22 protein-coding genes are annotated in these 24,316 nt (G+C 30.0%); 3 read left to right on the top strand and 19 right to left on the bottom strand.

Translation table 11 applies throughout. The features are described from left to right. Positions 1 to 124 precede the first annotated feature (124 nt). The 9 genes from dnaK to gpr form a co-directional block, all read right to left on the bottom strand. Positions 125 to 1,954 (bottom strand): molecular chaperone DnaK, encoded by a 1,830-nt coding sequence (gene dnaK / locus BLV37_RS10500; RefSeq protein WP_091731068.1) that lies wholly within the window; start codon positions 1,952 to 1,954, stop codon positions 125 to 127. A gap of 26 nt (positions 1,955 to 1,980) precedes the next feature. Continuing rightward, positions 1,981 to 2,553, bottom strand: a complete 573-nt coding sequence (gene grpE / locus BLV37_RS10495) for a nucleotide exchange factor GrpE (RefSeq protein ID WP_091731066.1) — start codon at positions 2,551 to 2,553, stop codon at positions 1,981 to 1,983. A gap of 84 nt (positions 2,554 to 2,637) precedes the next feature. Then, positions 2,638 to 3,672 (bottom strand): heat-inducible transcriptional repressor HrcA, encoded by a 1,035-nt coding sequence (hrcA, locus tag BLV37_RS10490; RefSeq protein ID WP_091731064.1) that lies wholly within the window; start codon positions 3,670 to 3,672, stop codon positions 2,638 to 2,640. Positions 3,673 to 3,825: 153 nt separating this feature from the next. After that, positions 3,826 to 4,962, bottom strand: a complete 1,137-nt coding sequence (hemW, locus tag BLV37_RS10485; RefSeq protein ID WP_091731062.1) for a radical SAM family heme chaperone HemW — start codon at positions 4,960 to 4,962, stop codon at positions 3,826 to 3,828. Positions 4,963 to 5,089: 127 nt separating this feature from the next. Next, positions 5,090 to 6,898 carry a translation elongation factor 4 gene (gene lepA / locus BLV37_RS10480; protein WP_091731059.1) on the bottom strand — a complete coding sequence of 603 codons (1,809 nt, stop codon included), beginning with the start codon at positions 6,896 to 6,898 and terminating at the stop codon, positions 5,090 to 5,092. 81 nt (positions 6,899 to 6,979) lie between these two features. Then, the gene (locus BLV37_RS10475) at positions 6,980 to 7,318 is read right to left on the bottom strand and encodes a hypothetical protein (protein ID WP_091731056.1); all 339 of its coding nucleotides are present in this window, start codon (positions 7,316 to 7,318) and stop codon (positions 6,980 to 6,982) included. 45 nt (positions 7,319 to 7,363) lie between these two features. Further along, positions 7,364 to 7,915 carry a signal peptidase I gene (gene lepB, locus BLV37_RS10470; RefSeq protein WP_244270524.1) on the bottom strand — a complete coding sequence of 184 codons (552 nt, stop codon included), beginning with the start codon at positions 7,913 to 7,915 and terminating at the stop codon, positions 7,364 to 7,366. Positions 7,916 to 7,993: 78 nt separating this feature from the next. Next, complete coding sequence (gene spoIIP / locus BLV37_RS10465; RefSeq protein ID WP_091731054.1) at positions 7,994 to 9,271, bottom strand: stage II sporulation protein P; 1,278 nt, start codon at positions 9,269 to 9,271, stop codon at positions 7,994 to 7,996. Positions 9,272 to 9,377: 106 nt separating this feature from the next. Continuing rightward, positions 9,378 to 10,352 carry a GPR endopeptidase gene (gene gpr, locus BLV37_RS10460; RefSeq protein WP_091731051.1) on the bottom strand — a complete coding sequence of 325 codons (975 nt, stop codon included), beginning with the start codon at positions 10,350 to 10,352 and terminating at the stop codon, positions 9,378 to 9,380. A gap of 204 nt (positions 10,353 to 10,556) precedes the next feature. Between gpr and rpsT the strand changes: the two genes are divergently transcribed. Next, entirely contained in the window at positions 10,557 to 10,820 is a 264-nt protein-coding gene (gene rpsT, locus BLV37_RS10455) for a 30S ribosomal protein S20 (RefSeq protein ID WP_091731048.1), read from the top strand. Positions 10,821 to 10,868: 48 nt separating this feature from the next. On the opposite strand, the gene holA is transcribed toward rpsT, so the two are convergent. The 8 genes from holA to BLV37_RS10415 form a co-directional block, all read right to left on the bottom strand. Next, positions 10,869 to 11,903, bottom strand: coding sequence for a DNA polymerase III subunit delta (holA, locus tag BLV37_RS10450; protein WP_091731046.1), 1,035 nt, complete (start codon positions 11,901 to 11,903; stop codon positions 10,869 to 10,871). A gap of 18 nt (positions 11,904 to 11,921) precedes the next feature. After that, positions 11,922 to 14,384 carry a DNA internalization-related competence protein ComEC/Rec2 gene (locus BLV37_RS10445; RefSeq protein ID WP_091731043.1) on the bottom strand — a complete coding sequence of 821 codons (2,463 nt, stop codon included), beginning with the start codon at positions 14,382 to 14,384 and terminating at the stop codon, positions 11,922 to 11,924. A gap of 180 nt (positions 14,385 to 14,564) precedes the next feature. Further along, complete coding sequence (gene argF / locus BLV37_RS10440) at positions 14,565 to 15,557, bottom strand: ornithine carbamoyltransferase (protein WP_091731041.1); 993 nt, start codon at positions 15,555 to 15,557, stop codon at positions 14,565 to 14,567. A 24-nt stretch (positions 15,558 to 15,581) separates the two neighbouring features. Then, complete coding sequence (gene arcA, locus BLV37_RS10435; RefSeq protein ID WP_091731039.1) at positions 15,582 to 16,820, bottom strand: arginine deiminase; 1,239 nt, start codon at positions 16,818 to 16,820, stop codon at positions 15,582 to 15,584. 470 nt (positions 16,821 to 17,290) lie between these two features. Then, complete coding sequence (locus tag BLV37_RS10430; RefSeq protein WP_091731036.1) at positions 17,291 to 18,691, bottom strand: DUF4129 domain-containing protein; 1,401 nt, start codon at positions 18,689 to 18,691, stop codon at positions 17,291 to 17,293. An 11-nt stretch (positions 18,692 to 18,702) separates the two neighbouring features. Then, positions 18,703 to 19,842, bottom strand: a complete 1,140-nt coding sequence (locus BLV37_RS10425; RefSeq protein ID WP_176967956.1) for a DUF58 domain-containing protein — start codon at positions 19,840 to 19,842, stop codon at positions 18,703 to 18,705. A 13-nt stretch (positions 19,843 to 19,855) separates the two neighbouring features. Then, positions 19,856 to 20,815 carry an AAA family ATPase gene (locus tag BLV37_RS10420; RefSeq protein ID WP_091731032.1) on the bottom strand — a complete coding sequence of 320 codons (960 nt, stop codon included), beginning with the start codon at positions 20,813 to 20,815 and terminating at the stop codon, positions 19,856 to 19,858. 213 nt (positions 20,816 to 21,028) lie between these two features. Beyond that, positions 21,029 to 21,220, bottom strand: coding sequence for a DUF4177 domain-containing protein (locus BLV37_RS10415; protein WP_143031506.1), 192 nt, complete (start codon positions 21,218 to 21,220; stop codon positions 21,029 to 21,031). A gap of 326 nt (positions 21,221 to 21,546) precedes the next feature. Here BLV37_RS10415 and BLV37_RS10410 point away from each other — a divergent pair, with 326 nt between their 5' ends. After that, a complete protein-coding gene (locus tag BLV37_RS10410) occupies positions 21,547 to 21,957 on the top strand; it encodes a hypothetical protein (RefSeq protein WP_091731027.1) in 411 nt (136 codons plus the stop codon). Positions 21,958 to 21,990: 33 nt separating this feature from the next. On the opposite strand, the gene BLV37_RS10405 is transcribed toward BLV37_RS10410, so the two are convergent. Beyond that, a complete protein-coding gene (locus tag BLV37_RS10405; RefSeq protein ID WP_091731024.1) occupies positions 21,991 to 22,677 on the bottom strand; it encodes a Crp/Fnr family transcriptional regulator in 687 nt (228 codons plus the stop codon). 308 nt (positions 22,678 to 22,985) lie between these two features. Here BLV37_RS10405 and BLV37_RS10400 point away from each other — a divergent pair, with 308 nt between their 5' ends. Beyond that, positions 22,986 to 23,975 carry a hypothetical protein gene (locus BLV37_RS10400; RefSeq protein ID WP_208975250.1) on the top strand — a complete coding sequence of 330 codons (990 nt, stop codon included), beginning with the start codon at positions 22,986 to 22,988 and terminating at the stop codon, positions 23,973 to 23,975. Positions 23,976 to 24,093: 118 nt separating this feature from the next. Here the strand turns inward: BLV37_RS10400 and BLV37_RS10395 are convergent. Continuing rightward, a partial coding sequence (locus tag BLV37_RS10395; protein ID WP_143031505.1) for a transposase occupies positions 24,094 to 24,316 on the bottom strand: 223 nt, incomplete at its 5' end.

The following is a 24,316-nucleotide window of genomic DNA, read 5'->3' as shown; positions in this document are numbered from 1 at the left end:
TCACCTTCTAATGACGTAGTTTTACTTATTATGTTCCATTAAACGCTTACTAGTTTATGTTATTTATTTTAATATGTCAATAGTCAATATAAAAGCTAAATCCCAAAGGACTTAGCTTTTTATATTATTTGTCGTCATCTACTACTTCATAATCAGCATCTACAACATTGTCATCTTGATTAGCTTCTTGATTAGGCGCTTCTTGTGCTCCCTGCTGTGCAGCTTGCTCATATAGTTTTTGCGATATTTGATGGAACTCCGCAGTTAACTCTTCTGTTTTTTTCTTAATGTTTTCTGTATCTGTTCCTTCAAGAGCCTTTTTCAGTTCATCAAGTTTACTTTGTACTTTGGTCTTTTCAGAATCATCTATTTTTCCTTCTAGCTCTTTAAGAGTTTTCTCAGTTTGATATACTAATGAATCTGCATGATTTCTTGCTTCTATATTTTCTTTGTTTTTTCTATCCTCTTCTGCAAATTGTTCAGCTTCTTTAACTTTTTTTTGAATTTCTTCTTCTGATAAGTTTGTTGAAGCTGTAATAGTGATTTTTTGCTCTTTTCCAGTGCCTAAATCTTTAGCAGACACATTTACTATACCATTAGCATCTATATCAAATGTAACTTCAATTTGAGGTATTCCTCTTGGTGCTGGTGGAATTCCTGTTAATTGGAATCTACCTAGTGTAATGTTGCCACTAGCCATTTCTCTTTCTCCTTGAAGCACATGTATATCAACTGCAGTTTGACTATCAGCAGCTGTAGAGAATATTTGACTTTTCTTTGTTGGTATAGTTGTATTTCTCTCTATTAATTTTGTAAATACTCCACCTAATGTTTCAATACCAAGTGATAATGGTGTTACGTCAAGTAGTAATAAATCTTTAACTTCACCACTAAGAACACCCGCTTGAATAGCTGCTCCTAATGCAACTACCTCGTCTGGATTAACTCCTTTATGAGGTTCTTTTCCTGTAAGATTTTTTACTGCTTGCTGTACTGCAGGAATTCTTGTAGAACCACCAACAAGAATAACTCTATCTATTTCTGCAGGAGATAAACCAGAGTCACGAATGGCCTTTCTTACTGGTTCCATAGATCTTTCTACAAGATGTGCAGTAAGCTCATCGAACTTAGCTCTTGTTAAATCCATAGTTAAATGTAATGGTCCTGCTTGAGTGGCAGTGATAAATGGTAGATTAATACTTGTAGTCATAACAGTTGAAAGCTCTTTTTTTGCTTTTTCTGCAGCTTCTTTTAGTCTTTGAAGAGACATTTTGTCATTTCTTAAATCTACACCATTTTCTTTTTTAAATTGCTCTGCCATATAATCAATAATTACTTGGTCAAAGTCATCTCCACCAAGATGATTATCTCCATTAGTTGCGATAACCTCAAATACTCCATCTCCAAGCTCAAGTATAGATACGTCAAAAGTACCCCCACCTAAATCAAATACCATTATTTTATGGTGTTCTTCATCTTTGTCTAACCCATATGCTAAAGATGCAGCAGTAGGCTCATTGATTATTCGCCTAACATTTAATCCTGCTATTCTTCCTGCATCTTTTGTTGCTTGTCTTTGACTATCTGTAAAGTATGCTGGAACTGTTATTACAGCATCTGTAACTGTTTCTCCTAAATAATTTTCTGCATCAGTTTTAAGTTTTTGAAGTACCATAGCCGATATATCTTGTGGAGTATGCTGTACCCCATCAATCAATGTATTATGATCCTTACCCATATATCTTTTTATTGAAGCAATTGTTCTATCAGGATTTGTAACAGCCTGTCTTTTTGCTGTTTCCCCAACAAGTCTTTCTCCATCTTTTGTAAATGCAACTACAGAAGGTGTAGTTCTATTGCCCTCTGCATTAGGTATTACAACTGGCTCGCCGCCTTCCATTACAGCAACGCAAGAGTTTGTTGTTCCTAAGTCAATTCCAATTATTTTTGACATGTTTATTCCTCCTTATATAGACTAATTTATTTTGAAACCTTAACCATACTAGGTCTAATAACCTTATCTTTTACTTTGTAGCCTTTTTGAAAAACTTCTATTATAGTATTTTCATCATGATTTTCGCTTTCCTCTTGGACTACTGCATGATGAAAGTTTGGATCAAATTGTTCATTTAATGAGCTTATTTCTTCTAAGCCTTTAGATTGAAGTACTTCTAAAAGCTGATTATGAACCATTTCTACACCTTTATACAGGTTCTTCACATTAGTTTCTTCTATATCTACTCCAAGAGCCCTATCAAAATTATCCAGAACAGGAAGTAAGGAAGTCATAATATCTTGTGTAGCAAATTGATATGTACTTTCTCTTTCTTTTTCAGTTCTCTTTTTGAAATTATTAAAATCTGCTTGAAGTCTAATGTACCTATTTGAAAGTTCTTCCCATTCATTTGTTTTTTTATTGTATTTGTCCATTAGCTCATCTAAACTTATTTCTTTATCTTCATTCATTTCTTCAGCATTGGCCTCTAGATTACTGTCTACGCTTTCATTTTCTAAATTTTGCTCCTTAATATCTTCATTTGATTTCTTAACCATTCATAAGTCCTCCATTCGATAATATTGGTCCCATTTTATTTACTCCATTTATTATATTTGGTGCAAGACTAAAAGTCTTACACCTTATTTTATAAAATAATTCTTAATTATTTCATTTAAATCTAATGATAAGGATCTAACAACGCTTATTACGTTGGAATAATCCATACGGGTAGGCCCGATTACTCCAATCTTACCTATGGTCTTTCCATTAACACTATAAGTTGCAGTAATAACACTACAATTTTTTATTTCATCATAAGCATTCTCATTTCCTATGCTTATTTCAATATCATTATGTTCCCCGCTTAACATCATATCTATAATAAATGGTTTGTTTTCAATAAACGATATAAAATCTCTAGCTTTTTCTACATCATTATATTCTGGAAAATTAAATATTTTATTTACACCATCTGCAAAAACCTCTATTCCCTCTATATCATCTAAGGCATAGACTATAGTAGGTAGAATGTCTAATATGGAATTTTTATAATCATAAATTTCCTTAATTAGCTGGTCTAAAACCTCTGCCCCAATTTCTCCAATATTTAAGCCTTTTAATTTAATATTTAAGAAGTTATTAATAATATTCAAATGATCAGATGAAATACTATGCTCGGTTCTAAGTACAGTGTTTTTTACTATTCCAGAATCAGTTACAATTACTACTAATATCTTAGAATCGTCTATTGGTATTAATTGAATATGTTTAAGCTGACTCTTTTTTATTTGTGGTGCTATAGCTAGAGAAGTATAGTTTGTTACCTTTGATAATATCCTTGCAGCATTATATATGAGCTGATCAATCTCACCAATTTCATTTATTAATCTATTCTTTAGATCATGTCTCAATATGAAGCCCAAATCATTTGACTCTAGCAATCGATTTACATATAGTCTATATCCTTTGTCAGAAGGTATCCTGCCTGCTGAAGTATGCGGCTGAACTAAATATCCAAGCTCCTCTAAGTCGGACATTTCATTTCTAATAGTAGCAGAACTAACACCTAGGTCAAATTTTTTTGATATGGTTCTAGAGCCAATTGGCTCAGCATTAGTTATATAGCTTTGTATAATTGCCTGCAAAATTTTAATTTTTCTTTCATCAAGCATCATACACTAATCACATCCTAATTTATTTAATAGGTATAACAAATACCTGTCAAGTTATTAGCACTCTATGTCGTTGAGTGCTAATAACTATGTTTTTAAAATATCATTATTACATTAATTTGTCAATACCTTTTGCTAATTTTTTATGTCTCTATTCTATGGAAGTATTTCCATGAATACTAAGTTGCATAAATCTAGACCCTTTTTCGTCAATTTTATATTATTATCCTTTTTCTCTAGTAAGCCTTTCTTGATAAATTTATCAATAATTTCTCCATATTTATCTAAAATATCTATACAGAATCTTTTTCTAAAATCTTCAATATTGACTCCCTGCATTAATCTAAGTCCTAAAATAATGTATTCTGCCACTTCCATATTATCGTCAATAAATTCTTTTTCTTCTATGGGTAATTGACCATTAGATAATTGTTCAAAATAAATATTTAGGTCTTCTGTGTTTCCATATCTAAATTTTTCAAAATACGAATGTGCAGATAAGCCTAAGCCTATATATGGTTCAGCTCTCCAATAAATTAAATTATGTCTGCTTTCATATCCTTTTTTGGCAAAATTAGATATTTCATAATGGATGTAGTCCTTCTTTTCTAAAAGCTCTATTCCCTTATGGTACATTTCCCTCTCGGTATCTTCATCCGGCAATACAATTTGCTTATTCATATACATATGATAAAATGGAGTATCTTCTTCAATTTTTAGACTATAGTATGATATATGCTCTGGTTCTAACTCTGTAATTATACCTAAGGTTTTAATAGAATCATGTATTGTTTGTCCTGGCAAGTTGAACATAATATCAAAGTTTACATTGTCAAAGCCGTGTTTTCTAATAAGTCTATACGTATTAATAAAATCTTCTGCTGTGTGAATTCTGCCAATCTTATTTAACATAGTATCATTCATAGATTGAACACCAAGACTTATTCTATTTATACCTGCATTTTTATATATATTTAACTTTTCGTCATCTAAAGTCTTAGGATTTGACTCGATTGAAACCTCTTTTATTCTATTAGTGTTTAATTTTTTGTGAATATATCCCATTATTTCATAAATATACTCTCCATTTATTGCTGTAGGTGTACCTCCGCCAAGGAATATTGTGCTTATGCTATAATCCTTTAATCTTTCTTCATATATGTCTATCTCTCTTTTTAAGTAACTAATATATTTTTCAGAGTTATCCAGAATACTAGGATATGAACAAAAGTCGCAGTAATAACATTTGCTTTGACAAAATGGAATATGAACATAAATTCCAATATCACCCATAGAAAACACTCCTTATAAAATATTTAAAGCCAAGGAAAAACTTCCTTAGCTTAATCTAAGCACAAAAGTAAAACAATAGAATCCGCCCTGGCATTTGCCATGAGCAAGTATCCCTACTGTTTATATATTATTTTTCATCATATTTTAAAACTGCTAGAAACGCTTCTTGTGGTACCTCTACACTACCAATTTGCCTCATTCGTTTCTTTCCCTCTTTTTGTTTCTCTAAAAGCTTTTTCTTTCTAGATATATCGCCACCATAGCATTTTGCTAGTACATCTTTTCTCAGTGCTCTTACAGTTTCTCTGGCTATAATTTTAGAGCCTATAGCAGCCTGAATAGGCACTGCAAACTGGTGTCTAGGTATAACATCTTTAAGCTTTTCAGAAATCATTCTTCCTCTTTCATATGCTTTATCTTTATGAGCAATAATAGAAAAAGCATCTACTAGCTCTCCATTAATTAAGATATCCAGTTTTACTAATTCTGACTTTTTATAACCTTTAAGCTCATAATCAAGAGAAGCATATCCTCTTGTTTTTGATTTTAAAGCATCAAAAAAGTCATATATAACTTCATTAAGAGGTAATTCATAGTGCATTACTACCCTTGTTTGCTCTAAATATTCCATGTTTTTAAAGATTCCTCTTCTATTCTGACATAGTTCCATAATTGAGCCTACATAATCAGTTGGAGTCATAATTGTAACATCTACAATAGGTTCTTCCATATATTCTATCTCTGTTTCCTCTGGAAGATTTGTAGGATTTTGTAGCTCAAGCATTTCTCCGCTTTTTTTCTTAACCTTATATATAACACTAGGTGCTGTTGTTACTATATTTAAATCAAATTCTCTCTCTAGTCTTTCCTGCATTATTTCCATATGAAGCAGTCCCAAAAAGCCACATCTAAAGCCAAAGCCTAATGCAACAGATGTTTCAGGCTCAAATACTAATGCGGCGTCATTAACTTGAAGCTTTTCTAAGGCATCTCTAACGCTGTTATAGTCTTCACCCTCTGCTGGATACACACCACAATAAACCATAGAAGTAACTTTTTTATAACCAGGTAGAGGCTTATCTGTAGGCCTTGAAGCCTCTGTAATAGTATCTCCTACCCTTGCATCCTTAACATTTTTTATACTAGCTGCTACATAGCCAACATCGCCAGCCACTAGTTCTTTTACAACAGTTTGTTTTGGCGCAAATATTCCTACTTCAGTTACTTCAAATTTTTTATTTGTTGCCATCATTTTTATTTCCATGCCTGGCTTTATAACTCCGTCCTTTACCCTTGTCATAGCTATAACTCCCTTATAGCTATCATAATAGGAGTCAAAAATAAGAGCCTTTAATGGAGCATCTTTATCTCCTTCTGGTGCTGGAACTTTGTTCACTACACTTTCTAAAACATCTTCGATATTTATTCCTTCCTTTGCGGATATAAGTGGTGCATCTTCACAGTCAAGCCCTATTACATCCTCTATTTCCTTTTTAATTTCATCAGGTCTTGCACCAGGTAGGTCTATTTTATTTATGACTGGAACTATTTCTAGATTTTGATCTAAAGCTAAATACACATTAGCTAATGTCTGTGCTTCAATACCTTGCGCTGCATCTACTATAAGTATTGCACCTTCACATGCAGCTAAGCTCCTTGACACTTCGTAGTTAAAATCCACATGTCCAGGAGTATCTATTAGATTTAAAATATATTCCTCTCCATCTTTTGCCTTATATACAAGTCTTATTGTTTGTAGCTTAATTGTGATTCCTCTTTCCCTCTCCAGATCCATATTATCAAGAAGTTGATCCTGCATCTCTCTTAAAGTAAGTAAACCCGTTTTTTCTATTAGTCTATCTGCTAGTGTGGATTTGCCATGATCTATATGGGCAATTATTGAAAAATTTCTAATCCTCTTTTGCCTATCTTCCATTATATCTATCCTCCTCATTTACAGGAAAAATACCCTTTTCAATTATAGCATAAGTTGTAAAATGATAAAAGACCAGAAATATTACCTGGTCCTTATTATTTTTAATACCTTGTCCGAATAATCATTGACTAGCTTAGTAAAATCTTCTATGATACCTTTTGTTTTATATATTTTATCATTTATTTGTTTTTTTTCAACTAAATAATCTTGCCCAAACAAATGAAGTCTGTAAAAGTCATTATCATGATTAAAGAAATAAAGCTGTCTGTCATAGATACACATCATATCTCTAACAGCTCTGTCTACTATATTCATCCCATAAATAAGGATTATAATAGAAAGGATAATAATAACTTTCTTAATTCTTCTTTGCCTTTTTTCCAGCTTAATATTTTTATATTTCTCTAGTCTACTTTCCAAAACCATCACCAAAAATATTATTGGCAATTATCTGGTTTTTTATTCCTATTTATATAATGAGCCAAATCTACTATCAAATGGAAAATATCTATATGAGGCCTTTCCCTTTATTGAGCTAATTGGAATTGGTCCCAAGTATCTACTATCTTTACTAGCTCCTTTGTTCCTATTATCTCCTAGTACGAATACATATCCTTCTGGTACCTCCCATGAATTATTATCATAACAGTAAGTATATGCATCTTCAGAGATATAGTCTTCTACATAAAGCTTTCCATTTACATAAATTCTTCCATCTCTTATTTCAATTTTATCACCAGCAGCACCTATAACCCTTTTTATATAATCCTTGCTTGGATCATCAGGTGCTTTAAGCACTACAATATCTCCATGCTTAGGCTCACTAATTTTATATACTATTTTATTTGTAAATAGCCTGTCCCTTTCATGTAGTGTTGGGTACATTGAATATCCTAGAACATAAGTAGTATTAAATAAAAAAGTTTTGATTAAGATGGCTATTACTAATGCAAAAGCAATGCTCTTTGTCCATTCAAATATTTCTTTCCTAATATTATTCTTTTGTTTTTCCTCCACGTCCTTACCCCCTTAGACAAAATTGCTAAGAATAATTATAACATTTATTTATATAAAATAATAGTTTGGGTAATAAATTTATTCTCCCTCATCTATGCTTTCAATTACTTTGTGTAAAATTTCCCCTATATATTTCGCAGATTCTTTTGCTTCTTCTATTGTATTTAAATTGCTGCCTACTTCTATCAATGCATAATAGTCACTTACATATTGATTAAACTTACCACTTGGCTTCATTATTATACCCTTACATAGTCCAGGATACATGCCTTCAGAAATATGTCTAATATAATTTGCAAATTTAATAAGCTGCTCTTTGTTTGGGTTATCTGGTCCTATAACCAGAGAAAAAGTAGCCACACTTTTGTCATTAATCGAAATTCTAGCAGATTCCTGTGCTTTTGTTGTGCTGGCAGATTCGCCTTCTATGCCATCTCTATGGATATCAAATATTACTTTAATGCTCTCATTTTTATTTAGTTCTTCTTTTATTGTTGCTAGTGACCTAATGTATGATTGATTATAGGATGGTATATCATGATAAATATCGATATGCTTTAACTTATGTCCCTTTTCTTCAAGACTTCTCCCAATAATCTCTCCTATTGTTATTACATTATACTCTCTTTTTTCAGTATGAAATCTTCCTGTAGTAATAGGCAAATATGCTTCTGTTCCATGAGTATGATATAAAAGAATATAAGGATTTTCATGGTCTAAAGCTACAGTTTTTGGAGGCTCAACATAGACTTTTTCCTCATGTTTTTTACCTATAAGTTCAAGCTCCTGTTCAAAATCATTTTTTTCTTCAGGATCCTCAATAAATATTATGTCGCTAAGAATAATATATCCTTCTAATTCATCATGCTCTCCCTCTTCCTTTATTTCTTCCCAAGTATATGTATTATTAAAAGCACTTACCATAGCTGGAAGATGTGGCTTTATATAGAAATCTGGTTTAAACAATGCAGATAATCTTTCAAAAATATTCCCTTTAGTTAGTAAAATGCTATCCTCTCTGTTTTGCATGTCATATACTCTCTTCATGTAGACATTTGAATTTAGCAATAGTCTTAAGAAGAAATCATTATCTCCCTTATTAATAGCTCTATCTCCATTTTGCTTACTAATGCCATTATTTACATTGTCCTTCAGTTCAACATCAAGGCTCATAGCTTTATTATTAAATACCGAAATGACCTTGTCTTCTAGAATATCTTCTTCATGCATTGTTTTTAACTTTTTGATAGTAGAGAATTTGCCAATAACCTTTACCCCTAGAAATAAATTTGTCAAACATAATACAGCAATCAAAATATATGCTATTCCTTTATCTAAATTGGTGTTTTTTATCATAATACTCGCTCCTTAAAGTAAAAATATTATACCAAATTATATTCCATACAATAGGGTATTATGATTATAGTAATTTACAAGAAAACCCTATGACAATCATAGGGTTTCAGTTTATGTATTTATTTACATCCTTTAAATCAATTCCATGATGTAAGGATATGTTTATTCCATTGGCTATTATTAAAGATAAATTGCTTATTAGCTCATCTATCTCCTTAGGAGTGACTACAACATTAGGCATATATGGAGCTAATACTTCCTTGATAAATTCATATTTATCTCCAGATTCCATTTCTTCTAGCATAGAGTAAAAACTTGTTTCTTTATCTGCTTGTTTTTTTAGAGAGCTTACCATTAATTCCATAGTATCATTAACCATTGTAGCTGCATCTACGACTGTAGGTATTCCTATGGCTATTACAGGAACACCTAAGGTTTCTTCATTTAATGCTTTTCTTTCATTCCCAACTCCAGAGCCTGGACTTATGCCAGTATCAGTAATTTGAATTGTAGTACTAACCCTTTCCATTTTTCTAGAAGCTAGTGCATCAACTGCTACTATAATATCAGGCTTAGTCTTTTCTACAATTCCTTTTATTGTTTCACTTGTTTCTATTCCTGTTACTCCCATAACTCCTGGTGATATCGCAGAAACATCTGACATGGTCTCATCCTCTGTCTTGTTGTATGCTTTAAAAAGATGCCTGGTCACATAAACTTTGTCTATAACCTTTGGACCTAATGCATCTGGAGTTACATTCCAATTACCTAAGCCTACTACTAAGGATTTCATGCTTTTACTAGGTTTAATCAAAGCCTTGAGTTCCTTTGCCAAAACCTTACTTATTTCATCCTTTAACTCTTGGTCTGCCTTTTTTAGTGAAGGTACTTCAATGGTAATATATGTACCTCTAGGCTTTCCAAGTTTTTTTTCCCCGTATTCATTAAGTATTTTAACTCTAGTAATTTCATAGTTTTTATTTTTTTCTACTCCTACCTCTACTCCCCTTAGTTCTTCTCTATTTTTACTTTGAAATATCTCTCTTGCTTCAATAGCTAGGTCAGTTCTTAATTGAAACACTTTAACACCTCCATAATTTATTATCTCTGTGCATTTTAATGTATATATAATATAATTGCACTTGCTAGTTATATTTATACTTTTTGTATATATGAATAATTTAAATAAAACTTGGATATAAAAGAAATAGCATATTTTTCTTGCAATTTATATCTCTTCATGGTAAAATTACTTTTGTTAAAGTATTTGAAGGGGGTGAACCTGTTGGCAAATATTAAATCAGCTAAAAAGAGAATTGAAGTTATCAAGGTAAAGACTGCTTTAAATAAGGCTAGAAAGTCTGAAATTAAAACATATATTACTAAATTCAACAAGGCCCTAGAAAACGGAGACATCGATTCAGCTAAAGCTTTACTTAAAATAGTAGAAAAGAAGCTTTCAAGAGCTTCTGCAAAAAATACTATTCATAAAAATGCAGCTGCTAGAAAAGTAAGTCGTCTAGCAAAAAGATTAAATCAAGCTGTCTAATGACAAAAACAACTTCGGGCTAAGCCCGAAGTATTTTAGTTTTTGACCCTAAGAACTAAATTCTGTTATAAACATTTCTATTGCTAATTTTCCTTCCATCTTTCCTGTCTTTATAGATCTATCTACATCAAGAGCTACTTTAATCCCTTTATGGAGATTGTTTAAGGTGAAATTTCTAGTTTGAAGTATTAGCTTCTTAGTTACAAAAAGAGGTAAACCAACTTTTTTTGATATATCTCCCTGACCATAGCCCTTTTCTTCACAGAGTTTTGTAATAACAAGAAGTCTAAGCTGTCTGATTATCATAGGAAATATTCTTGGGATAGGCTCATTATCTAAAACCATGTCATTAAATATAGACAAAGCAATATCTGATTTTTTCTGACCCAGTGCGTCTACCAAAGCAAATATGTCGTTTTGGAGAGATTTAACTAAAACTTTTTCAATATCTTCTTTTTCTACTGTATTTTCGCTTCCTAAATAGCTACATATTTTATTTATCTCATTTTCTAAATCGTATAATGTCCTCTCACTATTATTATCGTAGTATCCCACCTGCTGTAAAAAATATTGTATATTCCCCATTGAAATATTTTTTTTGTTCTTAGAAAAAATGCTTTGAGTCCATTTAGTTAGGTCTAAATCTTTTAGTTTAGATAATTCAACTATATTCCCTTGTTTATTTATGATCTTAATTATTTTTTTTCTGTTATCTATTTTCAATTCACTTGATATAAAAATTAAGCACGTAGAAATATTTATGTTTTCTAAATATTTACACAGCTCATCCTCATCTAGTCGTGATTCTTCTTTTTTTGAGGTTAATAAAGTAAGCTCTTCTACAACAACTATTTTTTTATCTGCCATAAATGGTAAAGTTTCACAGGCATTAATTATTGAAGCTGCATTAGCTTCTTTTCCATCAATATGTATATAATTTAAGGATTCAAATGCTTCATCTATATATTTTTTTTTGATATTAGATAAAATATAATCTTTTAGATACATTTCACTACCAAATAGTAAGTATAAATTTTTCAAATTATCATCTTTGATATCCTTCAGTACATTTTTATAGCTCATCATATTCACTCCTTGTTATTACTCTTCCAATAGTGTATTTCTGGAATCATTGCTATTTTTATATATAATACATGAAATTATTAACCCAAATATATATAAGCATAGATATAATATTCTGTCTCTATAATTTACAATTATATCATTTAATGTGGATTTGTCCTTAATAAATGTTTTTATTTCTATATTGTTTTTACTTAATATAAAAGTTATTAAACCATTTTTGTCATTTCTTAAAATACTCGTTCCAAAGCTTTCATATCTTTCGATTATTTCATCAGCCGGATGTCCAAAATTATTTTTGCCTACTTGTATTACTGCATATGATGGTCTTGCTAAGCTTATCAGCTCTAAAGTAGAAGATGTTTTGCTGCCATGATGAGGTACCTTAATAATATCTACATTATCAATATAATGATTGTTAACCATTTTATATTCTATATCCTTTTCAATATCACCTGTAAATAGTATCTTTTTTTTATGTGATTCCAGAAGTAAGACCAAGGATAAATCATTTTCATTTTGTATATTATTTATTGTCATATCATAAGAAGGATTTAAAACCTTAATAATATTGTTTTCATCGAAATGAATCATATCATTTTCTAATATTTTATATACACTTATATTATATATTCCAGCTAAATAACTGATTTCATTAAATATGTCACTTCCCAGATTTTCATATCCAATAAATATATTATCTATTTTTATATTTTTCATCAATGGTATCATACCTTTAGAATGATCCTCATGAAAATGTGTTATGAATACTGCATCAATTTTGTTAATACCTTTCTTAATTAGATAGGGTACTAATATCATTTCTCCTACATCAAAATCTCCAAAGACTGAACCTCCTGTATCAATTAAAAACACCTCATTTTTAGTCCTAACTAGACAACTGTCACCTTGTCCTACATCTATAAACTCTAATACTGTTTCATTTGAAACTATGATAAATGCCATACTTATTAGCAGGACGAAAATTAAATAATTGAAAACTATCTTATTTATTTTAGATGGAAATAATCTTATATTTATAATTCTCAAGGAAACAAGAAACAATAAATAATAGGATAAAATAGATATGACTCCTGATGATGGCAAGAGCAAATTCATAAATGGAACCTTGTCCAATATATTAATTATGAAATCCTGTAGGTTTAAGGTTAGATTCAATAAACTCCCCAGAGCCACAGTTATTTCTATGGATATAAGATGTATAGGGATTAGTATGAAGCATAATATAAGTGATATTGAAAATATGGGTATCAATATAAGATTTGAAAAAATGGACAATAATGCATATGTATTGAAATGATGTGCTAATATAGGAAATATTCCTATTTGTACTGCTATTAACGGAGATAATAGCTTAGCTATCCTCTTATTGTATATGGATAATAAGTCTTTAATTCTTGGAGTAAATATTAGAATAGAAGCAGTAGAGATAAAAGATAACTGAAAACCTATGTCAAATATCCATAAGGGTCTAAAAAATAATAAAACTATAGCCGCAAATGAAAGTGTGTTGATAGAGTCACTTCTCCTATAGATTAAGGTGGATAAGGATAAAAGACTAAACATTATTAATGTCCTTAAAACCGATGTGGGAAAATAGATTAAGAATCCATATGTCCATACTAATATCAAAGCAAAGCAAACAGAAATTTTTTTATGAAGGCCTAAAAGCCTAAGTATACCAGATACAAACAAATATATAATTCCTATATGAAGTCCAGAAACAGCTAAAATATGTGAAATTCCTAAATCTCTAAGTCTACTTTGGGTATCGTCATCTAAAAAGCTTTTATCACCTAATAATACCGACTTCATCAAGCTACTATTTTTTTCACTAAGAACATTATCTAAAATATCTATGATTCTAGTATGAAAATTTCGTCTTAATATATCCCCTCTATTTAATTCACCTTTTGATATAGTAATTAACGAGTTGCTATCAGTATTAAGAATGGCATGAATGTCTTTTGTTTGCAAATATAACCTATAGTTAAACAGCCTAGGATTTGTATTCTCTCTAGGTAGTAAAAGTACGCCCTTAGCTCTTATTTTATCTCCAATAGCTAATGTTCCTTTATTGTAATAATTAATCAATACTTTTTCATCTTTTATTTCATATACGCTCTTATCACTATATAGATTGATTACTTTAACAATGTATATGCTTTTTTCTTCGTTAATTATGCTCCTATTTTCTATAGTTCCCTCCAATGTGATGCTTTTATCAGTAAAGCCTATTAGATTCTTATCTAAGCTTTTCTCAGTCATTAGCATTCCAATGAAGAAAAATAAGAATAATAAGACTAAAGAATATGCTCTATTTGTAATAATAGACATGGTTAAGCCAGCAACAAGTAAAACAACAATAATTGATATTGATGTAATATCCACTTCTACACAATATGAAATATATATACCTATAATAAAAGGAATAAGTAGTACAAGAAATAATCTCTTCATAAATACTCCTATTTACAATGTTATAGTATATTGCTTATTTATCTGTATTATAGCATAACATTTATCCCCTAGATACAAAAATTAAAGCCTATATCTAGTAAATTAAGACATAGGCTTTAACAAATAAGGGAGTTTACAGATCATTGCATTGAATTTTAATAGTCTTCTCTTTAAATGTAATTATTTTCCTAAGGTAGCTACCATTACAGCTTTTATAGTATGTACTCTGTTTTCCGCCTCATCAAACACTACAGAGTGCTTACTTTCAAATACTTCATTTGTAACTTCCATTTCAGTAAGTCCGTATTTTTCATAAACTTCTTGCCCAACAGAGGTTTTCAAGTCATGGAATGCTGGCAAGCAATGTAAAAACAATACATCTTCATCAGCTTTCTTTAGCATGTCCATATTAACTTGATATGACTTTAGAAGTTTTATTCTCTCTTCAAAGTACTCTTCTTCTCCCATTGATACCCACACATCTGTATATATTACATCTACAGCTTTTACCCCTTCATCAATAGAATCTGTAATAGTTATAGATCCTCCTGTTTCTTTAGCAATTTCCCTAGCAGCATTTACGATTTCATCTTCTGGGAATAGTTCCTTTGGAGATACTATTCTTAGATCCATTCCCATTTTAGCCCCGCCAATCATAAGAGAATTAGCCATATTGTTTCTTCCATCACCCACATATGCAAACTTAATGCCTTTTAGGTATCCCTTATGCTCTTTTATAGTTAAAAAATCTGCTAATATCTGAGTTGGATGATATTTATCTGTCAAGCCATTCCACACGGGTACTCCTGCATACTCTGCTAATTCTTCTACTGTTTCATGTTTAAAGCCTCTAAACTCTATTCCATCAAACATTCTCCCTAAAACCCTTGCAGTGTCTGCTACCGATTCTTTTTTTCCTAGTTGAATATCTCCTTTTCCTAGATATTCAGCATGTGCCCCTTCATCTACTGCAGCTACAGTAAAAGCACATCTAGTTCTTGTAGAAGGTTTTTCAAATATTAGAGCGATATTTTTTCCCTCCAAATTTTTTGGTCTTATCCCCGCGTACTTTAATCTTTTCAATTCAGAAGATAAATCAATTAAATATTCTATTTCTTTAGGTGTAAAATCTCTAAGGGTTAAAAAATGTCGTCCCTTTAAATTAAATGGCATTAAAACTCCTCCTTAAATTTTTTATTATAAATCTTCCCTAATTAAAGGCATACTCATACATCTTGGACCACCACGTCCTCTAGATAGCTCTGAACAAGATATTACATGAGTTGTTATCCCATGTTCTTCCAATAGTTTATTTGTAACATAATTTCTAGCATATACAATAACTTCCCCAGGGGCTATAGCTAATGTATTAGAGCCATCACTCCACTGCTCCCTAGCTGCATCTATGGCATTTCCTCCAGCACATCGAATTAAAGTAATCTTATCAACCTCAAGATATTTTTGTAATATATTTTGTAGAGTTGATTCTTCCTTTTCAATAAATAGTTCACCGTAGAATCTATCACTTCTAGTTATTGCATAAACCGTAAGACTACCTTCAACCTCAGGGTGTATAGTAAATTTACCAAAATCTACCATTGTAAATACTGTATCAAGATGCATAAAAGCTCTTTTCTTTGGAATATCAAAGGCAAGAACAGTTTCAAAGGGCTGATCTGAATATAGAATTTTTTCTGCAAATTTCTCTATAGCAGCGGCATCTGTTCTAGCAGAAATACCTACTGCTATAACCTTGGAATTTAATACTAGTATATCTCCTCCTTCAAGAGGTGAATTTTCTTTTCTATCAAACCAGGTAGGGACATTAGCATTTTTAAATCTAGGATGATTTTGGAAAATATAATTAGCAAATATAGTTTCTCTATTTCTAACATGAGTTTTCATACGATTTAGTGCTATTCCATTACCTATTGTAGCAAAAGGATCTCTAGTAAAATATAGATTTGGCATAGGATCCAATACGAAAGGGTAATTTGTGTCTACTAAATCCACTAAGGACCTATTGATTAGCTTGGAGATTTCACTTTTTCTAACTCCAGCCATTAGCTTATCAATTAATTCCTTATTATTGAATTTTTCAAAGTACTCTTTCAATACTTCTCTTGTACCTATTCCAACTACATTACCTTCGTCTAAAAAATCCTCAATAAAACATTCTCTCGTATTAGAATCCATAATAGATTCCGTAGCTAAGTCTTCTAAATACAAGACCTCAACACCGTTGCCTCTAAGCAATTCAGCAAAATTATCATGCTCTCTCCTAGCTAGGTCTAGATAAGGAATATCGTCAAATAATAATCTTTCTAAATAGTCTGGAACAAGATTTTCTAGCTCCTTACCTGGGCGATGCAGTAGCACTGTTTTTAATCTCCCTATTTCTGAATACACATTTAGAAGTTTTCTACTTTCCGACACCAAATCAGCTCCTTTTTTATACAGGGTTTATGCATAATTTTCATTAATTTGTAAAAAATTTCTTTGCTTAAATTGATTATATTAATATATTTCACTTCTTGTCAAGCTCTCGCAAAAATATATTTATACAACAGCTGAATATTTATGCAATACTTTGATAGCTTTCTTTACCTGGTTAAGTTCCAAATATTAGAATTAAGGGTTTGAGGAAAAGGTTTTCCTTTACTATGGTTAAAATCATAAATAAATATACAATAAAAAAAATATATTTTCTGTATTATTGAAATTTTCAGATTTGTTAATAAATCGTAAGAAAGCTCTTTTATATAAATAATTCAAAGTAGAACCTTCCTATTCATCATAAAAATGCTTTTTCGCACAAAAAAAGCCTTAATACAACTAAGGCCACATCTATAGAGTTCAAAACATCTATTTGCTTTTTTAGATTTGATTATAAATTAATCTCCTTTTTAGTCTTTTTCATTTTGTTTCTCTTTGCTTAATTCATATATAGCCCGTTTTATATCTATAAGTTCTTTGACTTTTTCGTCTGTAGGTTCCTTGCCTCCATACCTAAAATCATTGTATGCTTGGGTTAAATCCTTCATTCCTGCATTTATATACTTAGTATTTTCAAGGGTAGATAAATATTCCTTAGGAGTAAGGTAGCTTAGTAATTTATAGCCTTTTTCTTCAAGAATCAATACTATGTCTAGATAAATGCTCCTAATTACCGGTATTCCTCTGTTATTTTCTTTATTCTTTGAAAATAGACCTGATATATTTGTAGCTAATTTGTTTAACGTATCTTTTACTTTTTTTCTAACCTCATCAGGTGTAAGGATAAATTCTCTTTCCTCATCTTCCTCTTCATCTTCAAGGAAATCTTTTCTGTTTATAGCCTTTATCATTTTTCTAATGATTAGATACATAATTATTATTAAAACTGCCCATTTAGCTATATTGAATAAGGTATTAATAAAAGCTTGAGTCCCTGGAGACAATATTTCCGCTGCAGTATCTTCTGCTTTTTCTGCTCCTTCGGGTGCATTTAATATAGGGAATCCAGCAAAATCACCTCTTTTGAATACACTTTCAGCTAATTTCATAATAAGCCATACTATAGGATATAGTATTACTTCTATGGCTTTTAATATTATATTGCCCATGCTTATTACAATATTACTGCCTAGTATCTTATTCCAAATACCAAAGAATCCAGTTAAAGTAAATAATAAGATTATTAAAATAATCGATGTTGAGATTATTTTAATAATTTTTATATTTTTCATTTTATTTAAGGAATTAATATTTCTCTTATTATATGCATTTTCAAGATTAACTCTAGCAAAATAAGATAAAGCTGCCCCTATATAAAGTATGAAATACATTTTTATTCTTTGTGTAGTAATGCTATCCCCAGCAAATATATTTAAAAATATAATCATACTTACAAATATTACTGTGTTTAATATAAAGCTACTTTTTGCAGAAGTTAAATCTGTTTTTTCTGTAATACTGATTAAGCCTCTATACCAAACGAACAAATAGATTGTAAAATATATAATTATATGAATAACTACTATTTCATCAGCTGTAATAATAGAGCTTATTAAGGATAATCCTATTGCAGCTACTGATATAGATAGTTTATTTCTGTTTGAAATCCCCATTTCCTTGAACACATAAATATTTAATCCATATACACATAAATAATTAACTAAAGAAAAAATAATAATTTTGCTGATTGCTAAATGGCTATCTACATTTAAAAAAAAGTAAGAGAATAAAACTCCTGTATTTAATATTACAGCAGTCTCAAACAAGCCTTTAACTATTAAATTGAATAAATTGCTGAGCTTAGTGTACATATGCCACCTTCTTATTTAATATTTCTTTCATAATTATAGCTGAAAGCAATATCTACTTCTTTAGATAACCCTTCTGTATTTAAAGAATCCTTTAATAATATTAGCTTTATGCAATACCCACATTTTATCATGTGATTTGTTTTCTTTATTAAGTCTTTAGATATATGAGATGTTATAATTATAATTACACTATTTTTATCTATGAGTCTTATGTTTTTTTCTAAATAATTCGTAAAATTATCAATAGGTAAATATGAGGTCTTAGCTAATGCATCAAATATAATCATCTTTTGATTTCTACTGTTTTTCGGTTTAATAAAAATCTCTCTCTTATCTCCATAAAAGAATGCGTTTGAAGAAAAACCTACATCAACCTTTTCATCAATTGCTTTTTGAGTAATTGAAGCAGCAATATCTACTCCTTTTTCAATAATATCACCATCCACATCTTGCCAATATATATCGTTTGTTTGTACATTCAATAAAAGGAGCATAGATGGGTCAGCTGTATAGTCAAGTTTTTTTACATGTAATGTATTCGTCCTAGCAGTGGCCTTCCAATCTATAGTATTGAAGCTATCATCTGATGTATATTCTCTTGCCCCAATTACAGCTATATTGTCAGGGCTTATCCAGCGTCTAACTGATACCTCTCCTTGTATGCTTTTAAACGGAACTAGTAACTGTCTAAGCGGCTTGACTTCAGGATAAACAATTAAGCTCATAGGATAATGAATATCCTTATTGGCAACTGCAAATCCAAATAAATCTCCAATGGATAATCTTACGTTACTAAAAGAGTAATATCCACGTTTTGAACAATAGATAGTATAATGTCTCTTTATTCTTTGATAGCTTAATAATGATGTTACTACACTATAAATATTTTCGTTTTTATTTGCATGAGAAACTACTCTTTGGTTTTTAAATATAATTTCCTTAGGGATATTAGCATTTACTTCTATCCAAGGAAGAAAAAGAAGCTTATGATTTGTCATCTCAGTAGTAAGTCTAACTGGTTCTTTAATTAGAACCCTTTCTTTATCAAGATATCTTTTATATTCAAAATTTTTTAATGATATTCTTTCCCATCTATTTAAAATTGCCGACGAAACTATAAGAAGAATAAGTATGGTTATTGTTATACCCATAAACATTCAGCTCCTATATATTACTATTTTTTTCTACAGGAACATTAATTTTCAAAATAATATGATCTAATACATCATCTATGGTTCTACCTTTTATTTCTGCGTGGGAGTTTAAAATTATTCTATGAGTAAACACTGGCTTCGTAAGCAACTTTACATCGTCTGGCAATACATAGTCCCTGCCATTGATAGCAGCATAGGCCTGTGAGGCCTTAAATAGTGCTAAGCTTCCCCTTGGACTTATTCCTAATTCTATTTCATCATTATCTCTTGTTGCTCTAACTATTTTTAAAATATACTCAGCTATCTCTTTATCTACGTAAACCCTTGAGTAGGATTGTCTTGCTTCTATTATTTCTTCTGGAGTAATTACAGCACCTATTTGCTTCATTGGATCCTTGTCTTTGAATCTCATAAGTATTTCAAACTCATCATCAAACTTAGGATATCCCATTGAAAGCTTCATAAAAAATCTATCGAGTTGTGCTTCTGGTAAAGGAAAGGTGCCTGATGTTTCAATAGGATTTTGTGTAGCTATCACAAAAAAAGGCTCCTTGAGCCTGTAGGTTGTTCCATCAATACTAACTTGATGCTCCTCCATGGCTTCTAACAAGCTTGATTGTGTCCTTGGAGTAGCTCTGTTAATTTCATCTGCCAATACAATCTGACTCATAATAGGACCTTCTTTAAGTTGAAATTCACCTGTTTTTTGGTTAAAATAATTTAATCCTAAAATATCTGAAGGCAGCAAATCAGGAGTAAACTGTATTCTTTTATAATCACAATCAACAGACCTCGCTAAAGATCTTGCTAACATTGTTTTCCCTAGTCCAGGCACATCCTCTAGTAATACATGCCCTGAACTTATTATTGATGTCAATATTAAATCAATAACAGTATCTTTACCTACTATTACCTTTTGAATATTGCTTCTAACCTTTGAAGCTATCTCACTAATTTTCTTAATCTCCATACAATTTCCCCCATTTTTTAAATCTTTAGAATATTTATTATATTATATCAGTCAACTAGTTTATAATCCTTTAAATTTTTGTTACATTTTATTTCGTTTTCTATTCATTCTATTAAAAGAGTAAATGAAAAGTAAAATACCTATAAAAATATAAAGATTCCCCGTTGCTTTTGAATCATATGAAAAATTAATAAAAAAAATAAGATCTCCCATTTATTTTCCCCCACTTATTTCTCTTTTAAAGACTGCTATTAAGTTTCTAGGATTGTTAAGTGAATTCAATGTTACTAGTTCCCAGCCTTCCTCGCCTAAAGAATTGAATTTGTTTTCATGTTCTTTAGTCAATACTAGTGAAGTTACACCAAATGCTTTTATGTTTTCAACTTTATATTCAAATTTTTTCAAATTAATCTACCTCCATTTGTATTATAACATAAAAATAATGTTTATAATTGTACCATCTAATGAGATTATTTTTGATTTTAATACATAATAATTATTGAAATTATAGCATCTTTGAAGTAAAATTTATTATGTTTGAAAAAACAAAAGCAAACTATTGTTGTCATTTATTTAACGTATCCTACATATTTATTTTAAAAGACCTCTTTGTCTCATTATTTTCACACAGCTTTGTGTAAATAAAATATTTTTATATTTACATGTATTATTTTTAAAATACTTAAAACAATATTTTATAATATCATTATTAATTATTTTAGGAGGTTATTATGAGCAAGGTAAAAATTGAACTAAATGAACTAAGTAAGCTATATGATGAAATCTACTATGCCAATCTTGAAGGTGTTGATGTAGCACTGGATATTATCTCCAATATTACTTCTGAAAAAGAATTTGAAGATTCAGAGGAGCCTGTTTTGGGTTTATCTAATATTGTAGACCTTATTGTTGAAATTTTAGATGAAGTTTCAGAGGCCTTTGAGAGTGAAGGATTATATGATATTTTAGATTATGTTAAGGACAAAATAGACAAAATACAAAGTGGAGAATTAGATGAATATATTGAGGATACTTACATAAATTTCTTAGATGAAGACCTTGATAACGATTTTGATGACGATGATGATTTATATAATGATGAAGAGTATGATGAAGATGATTTATATGATGACGAGTATTAAAAAAGAAAACCTGTTTGGTTTTCTTTTTTAATATCACCCATTATACCAAGAGATTAGTTTGTTTTTGTCTAAAATTAAGATTTGTCGGCCAGATATTTTTATAGCTTTTTCCTTCCTAAATTGACTTAGTGCTCTGCTTACAGTTTCTCTAGATGTACCAGCTAGACTAGCCAATTCTTCTCTAGTAATATTTAATTTTAACTCAATAGTTCCATTATCTAGTTCAACACCATATTTCTCTGTTAATTTTATTAGTACTTGTGCAGTTCTAATATATGTATCATTTGAAGCCATGTTTTTAATTCTTGATTGTGATTCTTTCAATCTTTTACTTAAAACTCTAATAATATTCAATGCCATATCTGGATTTTGCTTTATTATTTCTTCTAGCTCATTATTATTTATACTTAGAATTACACTATCTTCAATGGCTACTACTGTAGCTGGATTTTTACCCTCACTAAATAATGTTACTTCTGCAAACATTTTAGATTTCCCTTTAATGTCTAGTATTATTTCTCTCCCTTCATTAGTAGTTTTAAATATTTTAACTTTACCAGTTCTTATAATAAATACATCTTCCCCTTTTTCACCTTCTACAATAATTACACTACCCTTTTTATATGCTCTTTCTTTTGTTATTCTTTCAAGCTTTTCTAGTTCTTCATATCTCATCCCCTCAAATATGGGAACTTTTTTCAAATATTCAATCACAGTCATAATATCACCTATTGTTTTTTCTTATTTTATATAGTTTAACTTAATTTTATTATACTAAATAGACTAATAAAACAAAAGCTTCTATAATCACATTTAAAGATAGGTTTTGTTGAAATTTACTTTAGGAAAATTCTTTTTAAAAAATGCTAAGCAAAACCCTCTAATTCCCTATATTTATCGAATAAATATAAGCTGGTGAAAATAGTAATTATATAAAGCCATAAGTATAATTTTAGAATTTCAATTACCTTTAATTTATTGAGCTGAGGTGATTAATTGTGAAGATAAAAAGCCATATATTTATAGTTTTGTTAATTTTATTTATCTTGTCATTAATTATATTTAAGCTACATGAAGAATCTAAATCTCATGTTTTTGTTTTTAATCGAATGACTTCAATAAATAATATATTAAGCAAAAAACTAATAGATAATTTCTTTTCAGACGATATACATTTAAAAGCTACTTCTACTGAAGCAATTAAAAAAATTGTTCTACAAGATATAGGATATGACAACTGGTTAGATTATATTGAGTTTATTGAACTATATCTATATCCAGTAGATATAGTTTATGATGATTCTGAGGACCTAATAATATGGATAAACTTATCTAAGGACCAGGGAGCTGTGGGTGTATATAGATTACATGAAGATAAATATATCCTCCATAATAAGATTGAAAATCTTGCCTATATAAAAAATGTATCCTCAATTAGAATAAATACTCTCGATAAATCTTTTATTATTATTGAAGAAGTACTAGATGAAATAATAGGTGCATTTTTTATTGATAATTATATTAGAATTTTTTCCCAAAGCAATAACAAGTTTATTGAAGTGTTTCGACAATCAACAGATTATACTGCTTATTTTTTTGAAAGATGGAATGCTCCTGAAACTGCTGAGCCTAAGTGGTATAAAATAGCAGAAAATGCAGTTGTTGATAATATAATTGCAGAAAAAAATTATATAGGAATTAGTATTTCAAAATCAATATTTAAATATGAAGCTCTTAATTCATCTACTCCCGACTTCCCTCAAGATTTTAAGCTTATAACTCAAGCACACTTTGATACAAAACTGATTTGGAATGAACAATATGAATCCTTTATTATGGCAGAAGGTAAGATTTTATCTGAAAACATAGACGTAGGCATTTTAGAGGATACAACCCAAACTGTAGATTACCTATTGAATTTAACGGGTAAATACTATAAAGTGATAGATAAGAATAAAAAAATAATGTATTTTGATAAAGAAAATATTCTATTAATTAAAAACTTTTCTACCTTGTAAAGGAGACCAACTATGAAATGTCAAGTAAAAATGTTTGAAAATATGTAAATAAATAATTATCCAAAAAAGGGCACGCTTAAATAAACCTATTAGATATAGGCTTTAAAATAAATTTGATTTAGTCTAAATTAAAAGCGACATTATCTTTAAGAATTTTGAAGATAACACGTACCAACTTATGAGCAACATGACCAAGAGCTGCATAATGGTTGTTACCTTGAGACTTTTTAAGCATAAAGTAATCATTGAATGTTTTGTTGTTAAGTGAAACATTCCAAGCAGCGTTAATTAAGGCATAACGAAGTAATTTTGAACCTCTCTTTGACATTCTAGTGGTCTTG

The sequence above is a fragment of the Proteiniborus ethanoligenes genome (genome assembly GCF_900107485.1).
In the GTDB taxonomy this organism is placed as follows: domain Bacteria; phylum Bacillota; class Clostridia; order Tissierellales; family Proteiniboraceae; genus Proteiniborus; species Proteiniborus ethanoligenes.
Note: the sequence above shows the minus strand (reverse complement) of the source record. Positions and strands in the feature narration are given on the sequence as shown.

Excerpts from the sequence above, each read along its gene's own strand:
- dnaK (WP_091731068.1), bottom strand. The coding sequence starts at position 1,954 with ATGTCAAAAATAATTGGAATTGACTTAGGAACAACAAACTCTTGCGTT.
- grpE (WP_091731066.1), bottom strand. The coding sequence starts at position 2,553 with ATGGTTAAGAAATCAAATGAAGATATTAAGGAGCAAAATTTAGAAAAT.
- hrcA (WP_091731064.1), bottom strand. The coding sequence starts at position 3,672 with ATGATGCTTGATGAAAGAAAAATTAAAATTTTGCAGGCAATTATACAA.
- hemW (WP_091731062.1), bottom strand. The coding sequence starts at position 4,962 with ATGGGTGATATTGGAATTTATGTTCATATTCCATTTTGTCAAAGCAAA.
- lepA (WP_091731059.1), bottom strand. The coding sequence starts at position 6,898 with ATGGAAGATAGGCAAAAGAGGATTAGAAATTTTTCAATAATTGCCCAT.
- spoIIP (WP_091731054.1), bottom strand. The coding sequence starts at position 9,271 with ATGATAAAAAACACCAATTTAGATAAAGGAATAGCATATATTTTGATT.
- holA (WP_091731046.1), bottom strand. The coding sequence starts at position 11,903 with ATGAGCTATAAAAATGTACTGAAGGATATCAAAGATGATAATTTGAAA.
- BLV37_RS10445 (WP_091731043.1), bottom strand. The coding sequence starts at position 14,384 with ATGAAGAGATTATTTCTTGTACTACTTATTCCTTTTATTATAGGTATA.
- argF (WP_091731041.1), bottom strand. The coding sequence starts at position 15,557 with ATGCCATTTAATTTAAAGGGACGACATTTTTTAACCCTTAGAGATTTT.
- BLV37_RS10430 (WP_091731036.1), bottom strand. The coding sequence starts at position 18,691 with ATGTACACTAAGCTCAGCAATTTATTCAATTTAATAGTTAAAGGCTTG.
- BLV37_RS10425 (WP_176967956.1), bottom strand. The coding sequence starts at position 19,842 with ATGGGTATAACAATAACCATACTTATTCTTCTTATAGTTTCGTCGGCA.
- BLV37_RS10420 (WP_091731032.1), bottom strand. The coding sequence starts at position 20,815 with ATGGAGATTAAGAAAATTAGTGAGATAGCTTCAAAGGTTAGAAGCAAT.
- BLV37_RS10410 (WP_091731027.1), top strand. The coding sequence starts at position 21,547 with ATGAGCAAGGTAAAAATTGAACTAAATGAACTAAGTAAGCTATATGAT.
- BLV37_RS10405 (WP_091731024.1), bottom strand. The coding sequence starts at position 22,677 with ATGACTGTGATTGAATATTTGAAAAAAGTTCCCATATTTGAGGGGATG.